Annotated in this window: 9 protein-coding genes and 1 pseudogene; 5 read left to right on the top strand and 5 right to left on the bottom strand. The window is 66.7% G+C overall.

The window, feature by feature from the left end:
* Window positions 1-65 precede the first annotated feature (65 nt).
* A complete protein-coding gene (locus tag KHY18_RS13375) occupies window positions 66-557 on the bottom strand; it encodes an Lrp/AsnC ligand binding domain-containing protein (RefSeq protein WP_213300536.1) in 492 nt (163 codons plus the stop codon).
* A gap of 94 nt (window positions 558-651) precedes the next feature.
* Here KHY18_RS13375 and putA point away from each other — a divergent pair, with 94 nt between their 5' ends.
* The 4 genes and pseudogenes from putA (at window position 652) to cobA (ending at window position 9,654) form a co-directional block, all read left to right on the top strand.
* Window positions 652-4,407: a trifunctional transcriptional regulator/proline dehydrogenase/L-glutamate gamma-semialdehyde dehydrogenase gene (gene putA, locus KHY18_RS13380; RefSeq protein WP_213300540.1), complete on the top strand. Its 3,756-nt coding sequence runs from the start codon at window positions 652-654 to the stop codon at window positions 4,405-4,407.
* Between the two features lie 284 nt (window positions 4,408-4,691).
* A pseudogene (locus tag KHY18_RS13385) lies at window positions 4,692-5,951 on the top strand (NAD(P)/FAD-dependent oxidoreductase); the annotation flags it as partial.
* A 47-nt stretch (window positions 5,952-5,998) separates the two neighbouring features.
* Window positions 5,999-8,845: a nitrate reductase gene (locus KHY18_RS13390; RefSeq protein ID WP_213300543.1), complete on the top strand. Its 2,847-nt coding sequence runs from the start codon at window positions 5,999-6,001 to the stop codon at window positions 8,843-8,845.
* An 8-nt stretch (window positions 8,846-8,853) separates the two neighbouring features.
* The gene (gene cobA / locus KHY18_RS13395) at window positions 8,854-9,654 is read left to right on the top strand and encodes a uroporphyrinogen-III C-methyltransferase (RefSeq protein WP_213300546.1); all 801 of its coding nucleotides are present in this window, start codon (window positions 8,854-8,856) and stop codon (window positions 9,652-9,654) included.
* A 353-nt stretch (window positions 9,655-10,007) separates the two neighbouring features.
* Here the strand turns inward: cobA and KHY18_RS13400 are convergent, their stop codons facing one another.
* Complete coding sequence (locus tag KHY18_RS13400; RefSeq protein WP_213300549.1) at window positions 10,008-10,211, bottom strand: hypothetical protein; 204 nt, start codon at window positions 10,209-10,211, stop codon at window positions 10,008-10,010.
* Window positions 10,212-10,501: 290 nt separating this feature from the next.
* Between KHY18_RS13400 and KHY18_RS13405 the strand changes: the two genes are divergently transcribed.
* Window positions 10,502-10,942, top strand: a complete 441-nt coding sequence (locus KHY18_RS13405) for a hypothetical protein (RefSeq protein WP_213300552.1) — start codon at window positions 10,502-10,504, stop codon at window positions 10,940-10,942.
* 103 nt (window positions 10,943-11,045) lie between these two features.
* Here the strand turns inward: KHY18_RS13405 and KHY18_RS13410 are convergent, their stop codons facing one another.
* The 3 genes from KHY18_RS13410 to KHY18_RS13420 all read right to left on the bottom strand — a co-directional run bounded on the left by KHY18_RS13410 (window position 11,046) and on the right by KHY18_RS13420 (window position 14,258).
* Window positions 11,046-13,019 (bottom strand): oleate hydratase, encoded by a 1,974-nt coding sequence (locus tag KHY18_RS13410; protein WP_249729109.1) that lies wholly within the window; start codon window positions 13,017-13,019, stop codon window positions 11,046-11,048.
* Window positions 13,020-13,176: 157 nt separating this feature from the next.
* Window positions 13,177-13,686, bottom strand: a complete 510-nt coding sequence (locus KHY18_RS13415) for a DUF1993 domain-containing protein (protein WP_213300555.1) — start codon at window positions 13,684-13,686, stop codon at window positions 13,177-13,179.
* Window positions 13,687-13,811: 125 nt separating this feature from the next.
* Window positions 13,812-14,258, bottom strand: coding sequence for a DUF411 domain-containing protein (locus KHY18_RS13420; protein WP_249729116.1), 447 nt, complete (start codon window positions 14,256-14,258; stop codon window positions 13,812-13,814).
* Window positions 14,259-14,381 lie beyond the last annotated feature (123 nt).

The following is a 14,381-nucleotide window of genomic DNA, read 5'->3' on the forward strand; positions in this document are numbered from 1 at the left end:
TCGAAGGATGAACGGCCTGCGCTCAAGTCATGAGGCCCCGGCCCTCCAGCCCCAAACACAGCCCCCTACCCCACCCCCCTCAAATGCAAATGCGAAGAGTTCTTCACCTCTTCCATCACCGCATAAGTGCGCGTCTCGCGCACGCCCGGCAGTTGCCACAGCACGTTGCCGGCGAACACCCGGTAGGCGTTCATGTCGGCGCTGCGCGTCTTGAGCAGGTAGTCGAAGCCGCCGGCCACCATGTGGCATTCCATGATTTCGGGCTGCAGCTGCACCGCCACCTTGAACTCCTCGAACACATTGGGCGTGGTGCGGTCCAGCAGCACTTCGACGAAGACCAGCATGCCCGCATCGAGCTTGATCGGATTGAGCCGCGCCTCGTAGCCCAGGATGAAGCCTTCGCGCGTGAGCCGCTGCACGCGCGCCAGCGTGGCCGTGGGTGAAAGGCTGATGGCTTCGGCGAGCTTGAGGTTGGTCAGGCGGCCGTCGGACTGCAGCAGCGACAGAATGCGCAGATCCATGCGATCGAGCCGTTCTTGTGCGTTATCGGAATCCATAAACTAGTTTTTTATTCTGCAGCATCGAAATATTTCGAACAAATATTCTAGCAATGCCGATGCACCATTGCCACATCAACTAACCCTGTTTCCCATGTCCATCCTTGCTGCCCCGGCCTCCCTTCCCGCTTTTGTCGACGGCCCCACGCAACACCGCGGCGCGCTGCGCGACGCCATCACGGCCGCGACGCGGCGGCCTGAACCCGAGGCCGTGATGGCCGCGCTGATGGAACTCGCGCGCCCGCGCACCGACGACGCCCGGGCCGCGAATGCACTCGCTCTGCAACTCGCACGCGGGCTGCGCGAGCGCAAGAGCGCCAGCGGCCGCGCGGGCATGGTGCAAGGCCTTCTGCAGGAGTATTCGCTATCGTCGAACGAAGGCGTGGCGCTGATGTGCCTGGCCGAAGCGCTGCTGCGCATTCCCGACGCCGCGACGCGCGACGCGCTGATACGCGACAAGATCGCCGACGGCGACTGGCGCCAGCATCTGGGCCAGAGCCCGTCGCTGTTCGTCAACGCCGCCACCTGGGGCCTGCTGCTCACGGGCCGGCTGGTCGCGACGCACAGCGAGACCGGGCTGTCGACCACGCTGGGGCGCATCATCGGCAAGGGCGGCGAGCCGCTGATTCGCAAGGGCGTAGACATGGCGATGCGCATGATGGGCGAACAGTTCGTCGCTGGCGAAACGATTGCCGACGCCTTGCAGCATGCCAAGGGCCTCGAAGCCCAGGGCTTTCGCTATTCGTACGACATGCTGGGCGAAGCCGCGCTGACCGAAAGCGATGCCCGGCGCTATCTGGCCGACTACCAGCAGGCCATCGATGCGATCGGCCAGGCCGCCAAAGGCGCGGGCGTGCAAGCCGGCCCGGGCATCTCGATCAAGCTGTCGGCGCTGCACCCGCGCTACAGCCGCGCGCAGTACACGCGCGTGATGCAGGAGCTCTACCCGCGCGTGCTCGCGCTGGCCGTGCAGGCCAAGGGCCATGACATCGGCCTGAACATCGATGCCGAGGAGGCCGACCGGCTCGAGCTGTCGCTGGACCTGCTCGAACGCCTGTGCTTCGAGCCCGCGCTGGCCGGCTGGAACGGCATAGGTTTTGTGATCCAGGCCTACCAGAAGCGCTGCCCGGCGGTGATCGACTTCCTGGTGGATCTCGCGCGCCGCAGCGGCCACCGGCTGATGGTGCGCCTGGTCAAGGGCGCGTACTGGGACAGCGAAATCAAGCGCGCCCAGGTCGACGGCCAGCAAGGCTACCCGGTCTACACGCGCAAGCCCCACACCGACGTCGCCTACCTCGCCTGCGCGCGCAAGCTGCTCGAAGCGCCCGACGCGGTGTTTCCACAATTCGCCACGCACAACGCGCACACGGTCGCGGCCATTCACGAGATGGCCGACCCCGCGATCTACACGCCCGGCCAATACGAGTTCCAATGCCTGCACGGCATGGGCGAGCCGCTGTACGAGCAAGTGGTGTCGGCGCTGGGCCGGCCCTGCCGCATCTACGCGCCTGTGGGCACGCATGAAACGCTGCTCGCCTACCTGGTGCGCCGGCTGCTCGAAAACGGCGCCAACACCTCGTTCGTGAACCGCATCGCCGACCCCTCCATTGCGCTCGAAACGCTGGTCGAAGACCCGGTGCAGACCGTGGAGCGCATGGCAGCGCAGGACGGCCAATATGGCCTGCCCCATGCGGCGATCGCGCTGCCCGTCGCGCTTTATGGCGCGGCGCGCGCGAATTCGCTGGGCCTCGATCTGTCGAACGAGCACATGCTGCAGGCCATCGGCGAAGCCATGCAGGCGCCGGCCGACTGGTCCGCCGCGCCCCTGCTCGCGCCAGGCGACCATGAGACGGCTGCGCTCCAGGCATTCGACGGCGCCGACGTAGAGATCCGCAACCCCGCGAATCTGCAGGACCTCGTGGGCCGGGTGCGCGAAGCCTCGTCGCAGGACGTGGAGTCCGCGCTCGCCGCCGCGCTCGCCGCCGACCGCTGGGCCGACACGCCGCCCGCGGTGCGCGCCGCCGCGCTCGACGCGGCCGCCAATCTGCTCGAAGCCGATCTGCCGCAGCTCATGGGCCTGCTGGCGCGCGAAGCCGGCAAGACCGCGGCCAACGCCATCGCCGAAGTGCGCGAAGCCGTCGACTTCCTGCGCTTTTACGCGGCCCAGGCGCGCGCCGATTTCGCGGTGGACACCCACCGCCCGCTGGGCCCCGTGGTCTGCATCAGCCCCTGGAATTTCCCGCTGGCGATCTTCATAGGCCAGGTCAGCGCCGCGATTGCCGCGGGCAACCCGGTGCTGGCCAAGCCCGCAGAACAGACGCCGCTGATTGCCGCCCATGCCGTGCGCCGCCTGTGGCAGGCCGGCGTGCCGCGCGACGTGGTGCAGCTGCTGCCCGGCCAGGGCGAAACCGTGGGCGCGGCGCTGGTCGGCGACGCACGCGTGCAAGGCGTGCTGTTCACGGGCTCCACCGATGTCGCGCGCATTCTGCAGCGCGCGCTGGCCCAGCGCCTGGGCCGCAACGGCCAGCCCGTGCCGCTGGTCGCCGAAACCGGCGGCCAGAACGCGATGATCGTCGACTCGTCGGCGCTCGCGGAACAGGTGGTCGCCGATGTCGTCGCCTCGGCGTTCGACAGCGCGGGCCAGCGCTGCTCGGCGCTGCGCGTGCTGTGCCTGCAGGACGACTGCGCCGACCGCGTGATCGAAATGCTCGAAGGCGCGATCGCGCAAAGCCGCATAGGCGACCCGGCGCAACTGGCCGTCGATATCGGCCCGGTGATCGATGCGCCGGCACGCGACGGCATAGAGGCCCATATCGAACAGATGCGGGCCAAGGGCCGCAAGGTGGTGCGCACGGCCTGGAACGCCGACGACGCGGTGCTGGCCCGGGGCACGTTCGTGCTGCCTACACTCATCACGCTCGACAGCATCGCCGAACTGCAGCGCGAAATCTTCGGCCCGGTGCTGCACATCGTGCGCTACCGCCGCAAGGACCTGGCCCATCTGCTCGCGCAGATCAACGCCACGGGCTACGGCCTCACGCTGGGCCTGCACACGCGCATAGACGAAACCATCGCCCAGGTGGTGGGCGCGGCGCATGCGGGCAATGTCTACGTGAACCGCAACATGGTCGGCGCGGTGGTGGGCGTTCAGCCTTTCGGCGGCGAAGGCCTGTCGGGCACCGGCCCCAAGGCCGGCGGCCCGCTATACCTCTACCGCCTGCTGTCGCAGCGCCCCGACGATGTGCTGCAGCGCGCGCTGCCGGCCAGGGCAGAGACGGCGCCAGCACCGCAGCGCTGGCATGCGGAATCGGCGCTGGCGCAGTTGCACCAATGGGCCGCGCAGTCCGGCCGGCCGCAGTTGGTCACCGCCTGCACCCATTTGCAGGCGCTGGCCCATGGCCAGGACGCCTGGGAACTGCAAGGCCCCACGGGCGAGCGCAATGTCTACACGCTCGCGCCGCGCGTGGCCGTGCTGTGCCTGGCGGCGAACGACGAAGACCGGCTGACCCAGCTCGCCGCCGTGCTGGCCGTGGGCAGCCGCGCGGTCTGGCCCGCCAGCGCCCTGGCGCTGCACGCGCGCCTGCCGCTGGCCGTGCAACAGGCGATCGATCTGGTGCGCGACTGGTCGACCGACAGCCTGGCCTTCGACGCCGTGCTCCACCATGGCGACACGGCATCGCTGCGCCAGGCCAGCCAGGCGCTCGCGGCGCGGCCCGGGCCCATCGTGGGCATAGCCCATGCCGCCAGCGGCTCCATCGCCGTGCCGCTGGAGCGCCTGGTGATGGAACGCGCGCTGAGCGTCAACACCGCGGCCGCGGGCGGCAATGCGAGCCTGATGACCATCGCCTGAAAGCCCGGCCGTCGCACCGCGATTGCCCGCCCGGCCGGTGTCTGCACCCGAATGCAGCAGCCGGCTCACCATCTCAGTGCATGACCCGCCAGGCAGTGGCTGGCGGCAAGGCTGCACCAGGCTGGCCCGCAAATTGCTTGAACCCTTGCGTGGCCACTGAAGGTCACAAAGGTTTCGGTCCGACGATGGGCCCAAACCCATGACAAAGGCGTCTTTCCCTACAGCCAGGCTGTGCAGGGACAGACGCTTTTGCGCTTTCAGAACTGGCAATGAAGGACATAGAGATGAAGAAATCCAGACTGGTCATGATAGGCAACGGGATGGCAGGCGTGCGCGCGCTGGAGGAGTTGCTCAAGCTGGCGCCGGATCTGTATGACATCACCGTGTTCGGCAGGGAGCCCCATCCCAACTACAACCGCATCATGCTGTCGCCGCTGCTCGCCGGCGAACAGACGCTGGAACAGATCGTTCTCAACGACTGGAGCTGGTACACCGACAACGGCATCACGCTACATGCGGGCTATACGGTCACGTCCATCGATCGCCAGTCGCGCACCGTGCATGCGGTCAACGCCGCGGGCGAGGCGCTGAGCGCGCCTTACGACCGGCTGATCATGGCCACGGGTTCCAACCCCTTCATCCTGCCCGTTCCCGGCAATCAACTCGAAGGCGTGCTGGGCTACCGCGACATCGCCGACACCCAGGCGATGATCGACGCCGCCACGCAGTACCGCCATGCGGTGGTCATAGGCGGCGGCCTGCTGGGCCTCGAAGCCGCGAACGGCCTGATCAAGCGCGGCATGCAGGTCACCGTGGTGCATGTCAACGACTGGCTGCTGGAGCGCCAGCTCGACGAAGTCGCCTCGCAGCTGCTGCGCAAATCGCTGCACGACCGCGGCATGCAATTCCTGATGGGTGCGCAGACGCAGGAGCTGCTGGCCAACGAGGCCGGCCGCGTGCGCGCCGTGCGCTTCAAGGACGGCAGCGAAGTGCCGGCCGACCTGGTCGTGATGGCCGTGGGCATACGCCCCAACACCGCGCTGGCCGAAGCCGCCTACCTGCAGGTGAACCGCGGCATCGTGGTGCACGACACGCTGCAGACCACGACCGACCCGCGCATCTACGCCGTGGGCGAATGCGCGGCCCACCGCGGCATTGCCTATGGCCTGGTCGCGCCGCTGTTCGAACAGGGCAAGGTGCTGGCCAACCACCTTGCGGAGCTGGGCATCAGCCGCTACCAGGGCTCGGTCACCTCGACCAAGCTCAAGGTCACGGGCATCAATCTGTTCTCGGCCGGCGACTTCAAGGGCTCGGACATCACCGAGGAAATCGTGCTCAGCGACCCGATCAGCGGCGTCTACAAGAAGCTGGTGATCGCCGACGACAAGCTGGTCGGCGCCTGCCTCTACGGCGACACCATCGACGGCAGCTGGTACTTCAAGCTGTTGCGCGAAGGCAGCAGCATCGCCGACATCCGCGACCGTTTGATGTTCGGCGAAACCCCGCTCGCCGACAGCGCCGCCGAAGACCAGAACAAGCCCGCCTGAAGCGCGCGCTGCCCCCTCTTTCGCCCCCACATTCAAAAATCCCCATGACCGCCTCCCCTGTCACGCAAACGCGCTCCACCTGCCCCTACTGCGGCGTTGGTTGCGGAGTGATCATCGAAGCACAGGACGGCCAGATCACCGGAGTCCAGGGTGATCCGCTGCACCCCGCGAACTTCGGCAAGCTCTGCACCAAGGGCAGCACGCTGCACCTCACGGCCTCGGCCGCGGTCACGCGCCAGACCCGGCTGCTGCAGCCGCTGCAACGCCTGCAGCGCGACGGCCCCGCTGTGCCCGTGGCCTGGGACAGCGCGCTCGACACCGCCAGCGACCAGCTCGCGCGCATCATCACCGCACACGGCCCCGACGCCGTGGGCTTCTACCTCAGCGGCCAGTTGCTGACCGAAGACTATTACGCGTTCAACAAGCTGGTCAAAGGCCTGATAGGCAGCAACAACCTCGACACCAACTCGCGCCTTTGCATGAGCAGCGCCGTCGCGGGCTACAAGGCCACGCTGGGCGCGGACGCGCCGCCCGCCTGCTACGAAGACCTCGAAAAGGCGCAATGCGTGTTCCTGGTCGGCAGCAACGCGGCCTGGGCCCACCCCATTCTGTTTCGCCGCCTCGAAGCCGCGAAAGCCGCGAACCCGGCGCTCAAGGTGATCGTCGCCGACCCGCGCCGCACCGACACCGCCAGCCTGGCCGATCTGTTCCTGCCGATCGCGCCCGGCACCGACGTGCTGCTGTTCCAGGGCATGCTGCACCTGATGCTGGCCCGGGGCTGGGTGGACCGCGCCTATATCGCCGCCCACACCACAGGCTTCGACACGCTCGAAAGCCTGGTGGCGACAGCCACGCCGGCACGCGTGTCGCAGGAATGCGGCATCAGCGAACAAGACCTGCTGCAGGCCGCGCAATGGTTTGCGCAATCGCCGGCCACGCTGAGCCTCTATTGCCAAGGCCTCAACCAGAGCAGCAGCGGCACGGCGAAGAACGCCGCGCTGATCAATCTGCACCTGGCCACGGGCCAGATCGGCAAGCCCGGCGCGGGCCCGCTGTCGCTCACGGGCCAGCCCAACGCCATGGGCGGGCGCGAAGTCGGCGGCATGGCCAACCTGCTCAGCGGCCACCGCGATCTGGGCAATGCCGCCCACCGCGCCGAAGTCGCCGCGCTGTGGGGCGTGACCGATGTTCCGGCCAAGCCCGGCAAGACCGCCGTCGAAATGTTCGAAGCCGCGGCCGATGGCGAAATCAAGGCGCTGTGGATTGCCTGCACCAACCCCGCGCAAAGCATGCCAGACCAGCGCACGGTGCAGCGCGCGCTCGAACGCGCCGAACTGGTCGTGGTGCAGGAAGCCTTCACCACCACCGAGACCGCGCGCCACGCCCATATCCTGCTGCCCGCGACGACCTGGGGCGAGAAAGTGGGCACGGTCACCAACAGCGAACGCCGCATCTCGCGCGTGCGCGCCGCCGTGCCGGCCTCGGGCGCGGCGCGCCACGACTGGCAGATCGCCGTGCAGCTCGCCCACCGGCTTGAAGCCCGGCTGCGCCCCGGCCAGCCCACGCTGTTCCCCTATCCCGTGGAGCCGGCCGACGCCGGCGCGCAGGCGCTGTGGGAAGAACACCGCGCGAGCACCGCGGGCCGCGATCTCGACATCACGGGCCTGTCCTGGGCGCAGCTGGAGCAAGCCCCGCAGCAATGGCCCCTGCCCGCGGGCGCGGCGCAGGGCAAGGCGCGGCTCTATGAAGACGGCGTCTTCCCCACCGCCGACGGCAAGGCGCGCTTTCATGCCGCGCCCTACCAGCCGCTGGCCGAACCCGTCGACGCCGAATTTCCGTTCGCGCTCACCACGGGCCGGCTGCGCGACCAATGGCATGGCATGAGCCGCACCGGCACGCTGGGCCGGCTGTTCAGCCACGCGGCAGAACCGCGGCTGCACATGCACCCGCAAGACATGGCGCAGCAAGACCTGGGCGAAGGCGAACTGGTGCAGCTCACCAGCCGCCGCGGCACGCTCATGGTGGCGCTGCAGTCCGACGCCCAGCTCGCGCCCACGCGCATGTTCATGCCCATGCACTGGGGCAGCGAGTTCCTGAGCGGCCGCGCCGCCGACGGCCAGCGCCTGCTGGGCATCAACGCGCTGACCCAGCCCGCGTTCTGCCCCGTGTCCAAACAGCCCGAACTCAAGCACACGGCCGTCACCGTGCGCAAGGTCGCCTTGCCCTGGTCGCTGCTGGCCATGGCCTGGCTGCCCGCGGAACGCGTGCTCGAAGTGCGCCAGGCGCTGTCGGCGCTGATGGGCCATTTCGAATTCGCGACCTGCGTGCCGTTCAGCAACCAGGTGCCGCTGAGCGCGGCCGCGCAAACGCGCAGCGGCGTGCTGCTGCGCGCCTGCGCACACCAGCCGCCGGCCGCCGAAGTGCTGCAGCAGATCGAACAATTGTTGGGGCTTGCGGGCGACCAGGTGATCCGCTACAACGACCGCCGCCGCCAACAGACCCGCGCCTTGCAGGTGGTGCGCGGCGACCAGGATGCGCTGCGCCTGGAAGCCATGCTGCTCACGGGCGACACCAGCGCGGGCGCCTGGCTGTCGCAGCTGCTGGCCCAGGAAATGGACCCGCCCCAGCCTTCGCACCTGATGCTGACCCAGGGCGCGACGCCGCCGACAGGCACCAAGGCGCGCAGCCCCCAGGTCTGCAGTTGCATGAACGTGACGCTCGACAGCATCGTGCAGACGCTCAGCCAATGCCCGGGCAACGACGGCGAACGCCTGCTGCAGCTGCAGCAACGCCTGGGCTGCGGCACGCAATGCGGCTCCTGCATTCCCGAACTCAAACGCCATGTGCAGACCACGGCCGTGGTCCGCTTCCATGAACCCTTGAACGCCTGAGGCCCACCATGACTCTTCTCAAGAACTCCGTGCCCATGGGCCGCTGCACACTGGTAGGCGCCGGCCCCGGCGACCCGGACCTGCTGACCCTCAAGGCCCTCAAGGCCATCCAGGCCGCGACCGTGCTGCTGATCGACGACCTGGTCAGCGACGCCATCGTCGCGCTGGCCCCGCCTACCGCGCGCCTGATCGCCGTGGGCAAGCGCGGCGGCTGCCAGAGCACGCCCCAGGCCTTCATTGAAAAGCTCATCCTGACCAATGTGCTCGAAGGCGAAAACGTCGTGCGCCTCAAGGGCGGCGACCCGTTCATCTTCGGCCGCGGCGGCGAGGAAGCCGACCACCTGCGCGCCGCGGGCGTGGAAGTCGATATCGTCAACGGCATTACCGCAGGCCTTGCGGGCATGACGCAGATCGGCGCGCCGCTGACCCACCGCGATCATGCGCATGGCGTGCTGTTCATCACCGGCCATACCCGCCCCGGTGCCGAACCCATCGCCTGGCCCCAGCTCGCCGCCACCGCGCATGCGGCGCGGCTCACGCTGGTGATCTACATGGGAATGAAAGGCGTGGCCGATATCGCCCAGGGCCTGCTGCAAGGCCTGCCCCGCGACACGCCCGTGGCCGTGATCCAGAACGCGTCCCAGCCCCACCAGCGCCATGCGATTGCACGGCTGGATGAACTCGTTGCGGTCGTTGCCCAGGAAAAACTGGGCAGCCCCAGCGTGGTGGTCGTCGGCGAAGTCGTGCGCTGTGCGAGCAGCTTTGCGCAGTGGATGGAGAGTGCGGAGTTGGATCAGGCCAGGGCTTGATTGGGGCACCCCTCGGGGTTCATCCTTCGGGCCGAGACGCCTTCGACAAGCCCTCAAGAAAAAGCTTTCCCCCACCAAATCAATGACTTAGAAAGTGAGCGATTAGGCAAGCGGCGGCGAAACCGTGACCCGTTCGTGGTGAGCCTGCCTTGCCGGCCGCGTCGAACCATGAACGGCCCGTCCTCATGACTTGAGCACAGGCCGTTCATCCTTCGACGGGCTCAGGACGAACGGGGGGTGAAGCCCGCTGTTTCTTTTTGACGCCTTGCGAGACCTTTGCTCGCTTACATCGCTCAAGGCGAACGGCCATTCGCTATTCGTGCTGAGCCTGGCCCCATCTCCCCAAAGCCTCCTTACCGCTCCACAATCCCCAGCTGCTCCAGTTGTGCTTCCAGCACCTTGCGCCGACGCACGGCCTTGGCCGCGGTCTCGCTCGCCAACTGAATCGCCCGCGGCCCCTTGGCCGCAACCACGCGCACCAGTTGCTCCTTTTGCTGGGCCTCGGCCGCCGCCTTGCGGTAACGGTTCAACAGATCATCATGGGCCGGATTGTTCATGCATACCTCGATTCTTTGAAACCGCCATTTTCGCGCCATCGAAGGGCATGCCGGCCCAGTTTTGGCCGTACTCCGCAATGCACTCGATGGCCAAGCAAGTTCTCAATGCGGGGCGCTGACGGCTTCAGGCTGAGAACTGACGCAGGCGCTTCAACATCGAATGTCGGCGACCACCCCGGCCCGGCCCCTTGACGACGATTCGCCGTGCCTTCAGGCAAAATCCAGAGGATCGGGGCAAGCCTGGCGTCAGGTCTGCCGGGAAGCCCACCTTGAAGAATGGAACAACATCAATGGCACTGACGAAGAAGGGCGAGTTCTGGTACGGGACGACGTCCGGCGACACCCAAGCCGAGCTGCGCAGCTACAGCGTTGCGAATCGCCATGAGGCCGTCCGGTTTGCCTCGTCCAAATGCGATTGCGGGTGCCGGACTTTTGCGCTGCAGACAGATGAAGAAGCCGGCGTGGCAATCCGCACCTGCACCGACTGCGGGCAGGAACACCTGATGGGCGACAGCGCGGACCACGTGGAAGAGGCTGCCCCCGAGGCGCACGAGTGCGTGTGCGAGAACGAGGCGTTCGAGCTGGTGTCCGGCGTCTGTGTGTACGAGGGCACACATGACGTGCGCTGGTATTACATCGCTTGCCGCTGCGTGGAATGCAATCTGGTTGGGGTCTTCGCAGACTGGAAGTGTGAAGCGGGTGATGCGGCGGCCTTCCTCGCCAAGGTATGAGCGCGCGCTCTCTGGACGCCCTCTTCCCCCTTGAAGCCGCCCACGCGACTCGCCACGCACAGGACCGAACGATCCTTTCTGCGCGCAGCCGCCAAAAGCGCTGTTATTTGGACTTATCCCGCAGCCCTTCGCGCCAGCGCCCCATCCAGCCCGAAGCCGTCATCAAGGCCTGACTGCCCTTGCCCAGCAGCGAAGACAGCTCGGCCTCGGCGCGTTCGCGCAGTGTTTCCTCGTTTTCCGGCAGCGGCGGCAGCACATGGGCGTAGTAGCTGCTGCCCAGCAGGCGATGCAGCAGGCGCTCGCCCGGAAAAGGCGCGTTGTTGTTCAGCGCCCGCGCGCCTTTGAGGATGTTGCGGATGTCGTACTGCGTGGGGCTGATGTCGGGCACCTGCTTGGGCAGGCCCAGCAGCGTGTAGACACCGATGCGCGCCGTGCGCACCGAACTCTCCATCGTGAAGATCACATCGTTGCTGGTCTCGACGAACTGGCCCAGCAAGGCCAGATTGGTGCAGCCTTGCGGCACCACATGGGGTCGGTCGCCCGCCGCGCGCGGCATGAACTGGGCGGTGATGTAGGGCATCAGCGCCAGGCGCACCTTGGTGTTGGCGGCCACGGCGTCGAATTCTTCGGAAATGCCCAGATGGTGGCACAGCTCGGCAAGGATCTCGCGCCCGGTGCACTCCGGCATGGGCTTCTTGATATGGTTGCCGTCCTTGTCCATCAGCAGTGCATAGACCCACAGCACCAGCACATCGCCGGGCTGTTCGGGAAAGTGCGGCTGGCGGTTGCAGGTGAAGCTCATCACCCAGTTGGAATCGGTGAAGGTGATGACGCCGCCGGTGACGGTCTTGCCCGAGTACGGGTCATTGACCGCCAGCTCCCTGAGCTTGTCGATCAACGGCGAAGGTTTGCAGGTCAGCGTGGCCGACTCCCACATCGAGCGCGCGACATCGCCGCAGAACTTATCGGGCTTGCCGAAGACCGGCGATTTCTTCGCCAGGTTCCGCCACAGCGTCCAGTCGCTGTCCTCGCCCGGATCGGCGTTGGCACGCGCGAGTACCGGCACGGTATCCATGTCGCCATAGGCCGTGCCTTCGGTCATCGAGCCGGTGAGCGCAAACACCACGTCGTCGGCGCCGACGGCGATGGTCTGCTCGCGCCCCTCCACCTTGCAGCGGATCGCGGTCACGGTGCGCTCGCCGCCCTCCTCACGCAAGTCCAGATCGTGGGCGCGGGTGTCGAACTGCACGCGCACGCCCTGCTCCTGCAGCATGCGCGTCAGCGGCACGACAAAGCTGTCGTATTGGTTGTACTTGGGGAACACCAGGGCCGACATGTCGGTGAGGCCGTCGATGGCATCGAGGAAACGATGCATGTACAGCTTCATTTCCAGCAGGCTTTGCCAGTTCTCGAAAGCGAACATCGAACGCCACAGATACCAGAAGTTGGTCTCGAGGAAGCTCTTGCTGAAGTACTCCTCGATGGTGACATCGTCCAGGTCTTCCTTGCGCTTGAGCAGCAGCTTGACGACCTCCCACTGGTGCGCCTTGCTCAAACCCAGCGTCGCGAAATCGCGCAGCTGGCCTTGCTTGTGCATCAGCCTGGCCTTGGACCAGTTGGGATCGTTGTCGTTGACCCAGCGGTACTCGTCCAGCACGCTGTAGCCTGCAGGCAGCTCCAGCGCCGGCACGTCCTGGAACAGGTCCCAGAAGTTGTCGTAGTTCCAGTTCATCTCGCGGCCGCCGCGCACGATATAGCCGTCCTCGGCATTGCCCGCGCCATCGAGCGAGCCGCCCGTGACGCGCAGGCCGTCGAGGATGGTGATGTCATCCCCCTTCATGCCGCCGTCGCGGATGAGGTAGAAAGCCGCCGCCATTCCGGCAATGCCGCTGCCGATGATCCACGCCTTGCGTCCCGGCACCGGCATTCCCGGCACCGGGCGATTGCGCATGTACGGGCCGACCATGTCCGGCGGGGGCAAGGTGTCCTTGGCGCTCTTGCGCCAGAAGCTCTCGCCGACATTCGCCTCCACGCGAACAGAAGCCCGGGACTGGCTGTTGGAGTCTGCACGGTTCATGGTCTTGCCTTTCATGGATATCACTGACGATCACGCCCAAGATATACCAGCAGAGCCCCGAGTGCCACTTGACATGGGACAAGAGCATGTCCACCAGCCCTGCCTCGAAAACTTGACGGAATCATCGCGCGCGAAAGGCACGCCGTTTGTCAACGGGTCAGTAAGCGCCCATGTAGTCGCGCTTGCCGATCTCCACGCCGTTGTGGCGCAGGATGGCATAGGCCGTGGTCACATGGAAGAAGAACTGCGGCAGACCGTAGTGCAGCAGGTAGGCGCTCGCAGCCAGCTTCTTTTCCTTGGGCGTGCCGGGGCGCAGAACGATTTCGCGGGTTTCGCTGAGGTCGAATTGTTCGGGCGTGAAGGATTCGATGTGGGCCAGGGCCTTGGCGATCAGCGCCTGCAGGTCGGCGAAGCTGGCTTCGGTATCGGGCCAAGATGGGACTTCAGCGCCGGCCAGGCGGGAAGTGATGCCCTTGGAGAAGTCGGCGGCAATCTGTACCTGACGGGCCAGCGGGAACATGTCGGGGAACAGTCGTGCCTGCAGCAGCGCATTGGGCTCGATGTTCTTTTGCGTCGCGTGGTCTTCGGCTTTTTTCAGCACGTCGGACAGGGCGCGCAGCATCTGCTGCAGGACGGGAACGGAAGCGTTGTACAGCGGGCTGGTCATGGTGGGTTCACTTAAAAATGGGGGGACGATGGTCGTCGCTGGCATGGCCTGCGCCTTGCCGGCCATGGCAGGCTAACAGCAAAAGCCGACCCGCGAAGAAAGTGCGGCGCGATTGCGCCGTGCGTTCACGAACGGTGGCTGGCGAACACCTTGGTGCTCACATCGCTGCCCATCAGATTCTTCGTGACCAGCAGCACCTCGTACGGATCCTTGCGGCCGCCGTATTCGGGGCCGTCCATGCCGGGGCTGCCCACGGGCATGCCGGGAACGGCCAGGCCCAGCGCCTTGGGCTTTTCCTTGAGCAGGCGGCGCACGTCGGCGGCCGGCACATGGCCTTCGAGCAGATAGCCGCCGACCAGGGCCGTGTGACAGGAGCCCAGGCGCTGCGGCAGGCCCAGCTTGGCGCGCACGGCGTTGTTGCCGGTGTCGTGCACGGTCACGGCAAAGCCGGCCTTTTCCATCAGCGCGATCCAATCCTTGCAGCAGCCGCAGTTCGGGTCCTTCCAGACTTCCATCGCGGTCTTGGCCGGGGCCGCGGCCAGCGCAGGCAGACAGGCCGTGGCGGCCAGCATGGCCAGCAGACCCAGGGAATGGCGGCGGTTGGGGCGCAGATTCATTGTTTATTCCTTTTCAAGAGAAGGCCAGCGGGCCCAGCATCCTGCCTATCGCTTGCGCGATAAGCGCACCGGACTTAG

The sequence above is a fragment of the Acidovorax sp. CCYZU-2555 genome (assembly GCF_018413525.1).
In the GTDB taxonomy this organism is placed as follows: domain Bacteria; phylum Pseudomonadota; class Gammaproteobacteria; order Burkholderiales; family Burkholderiaceae_C; genus Comamonas.

Bases quoted from the DNA above. Each gene is read 5' to 3' on its own strand.
- KHY18_RS13390 (WP_213300543.1), top strand. From the start codon at position 5,999: ATGACCGCCTCCCCTGTCACGCAAACGCGCTCCACCTGCCCCTACTGC.
- KHY18_RS13420 (WP_249729116.1), bottom strand. From the start codon at position 14,258: ATGCTGGCCGCCACGGCCTGTCTGCCTGCGCTGGCCGCGGCCCCGGCC.
- KHY18_RS13410 (WP_249729109.1), bottom strand. From the start codon at position 13,019: ATGAACCGTGCAGACTCCAACAGCCAGTCCCGGGCTTCTGTTCGCGTG.
- KHY18_RS13375 (WP_213300536.1), bottom strand. From the start codon at position 557: ATGGATTCCGATAACGCACAAGAACGGCTCGATCGCATGGATCTGCGC.
- cobA (WP_213300546.1), top strand. From the start codon at position 8,854: ATGACTCTTCTCAAGAACTCCGTGCCCATGGGCCGCTGCACACTGGTA.
- putA (WP_213300540.1), top strand. From the start codon at position 652: ATGTCCATCCTTGCTGCCCCGGCCTCCCTTCCCGCTTTTGTCGACGGC.
- KHY18_RS13405 (WP_213300552.1), top strand. From the start codon at position 10,502: ATGGCACTGACGAAGAAGGGCGAGTTCTGGTACGGGACGACGTCCGGC.
- KHY18_RS13415 (WP_213300555.1), bottom strand. From the start codon at position 13,686: ATGACCAGCCCGCTGTACAACGCTTCCGTTCCCGTCCTGCAGCAGATG.
- KHY18_RS13400 (WP_213300549.1), bottom strand. From the start codon at position 10,211: ATGAACAATCCGGCCCATGATGATCTGTTGAACCGTTACCGCAAGGCG.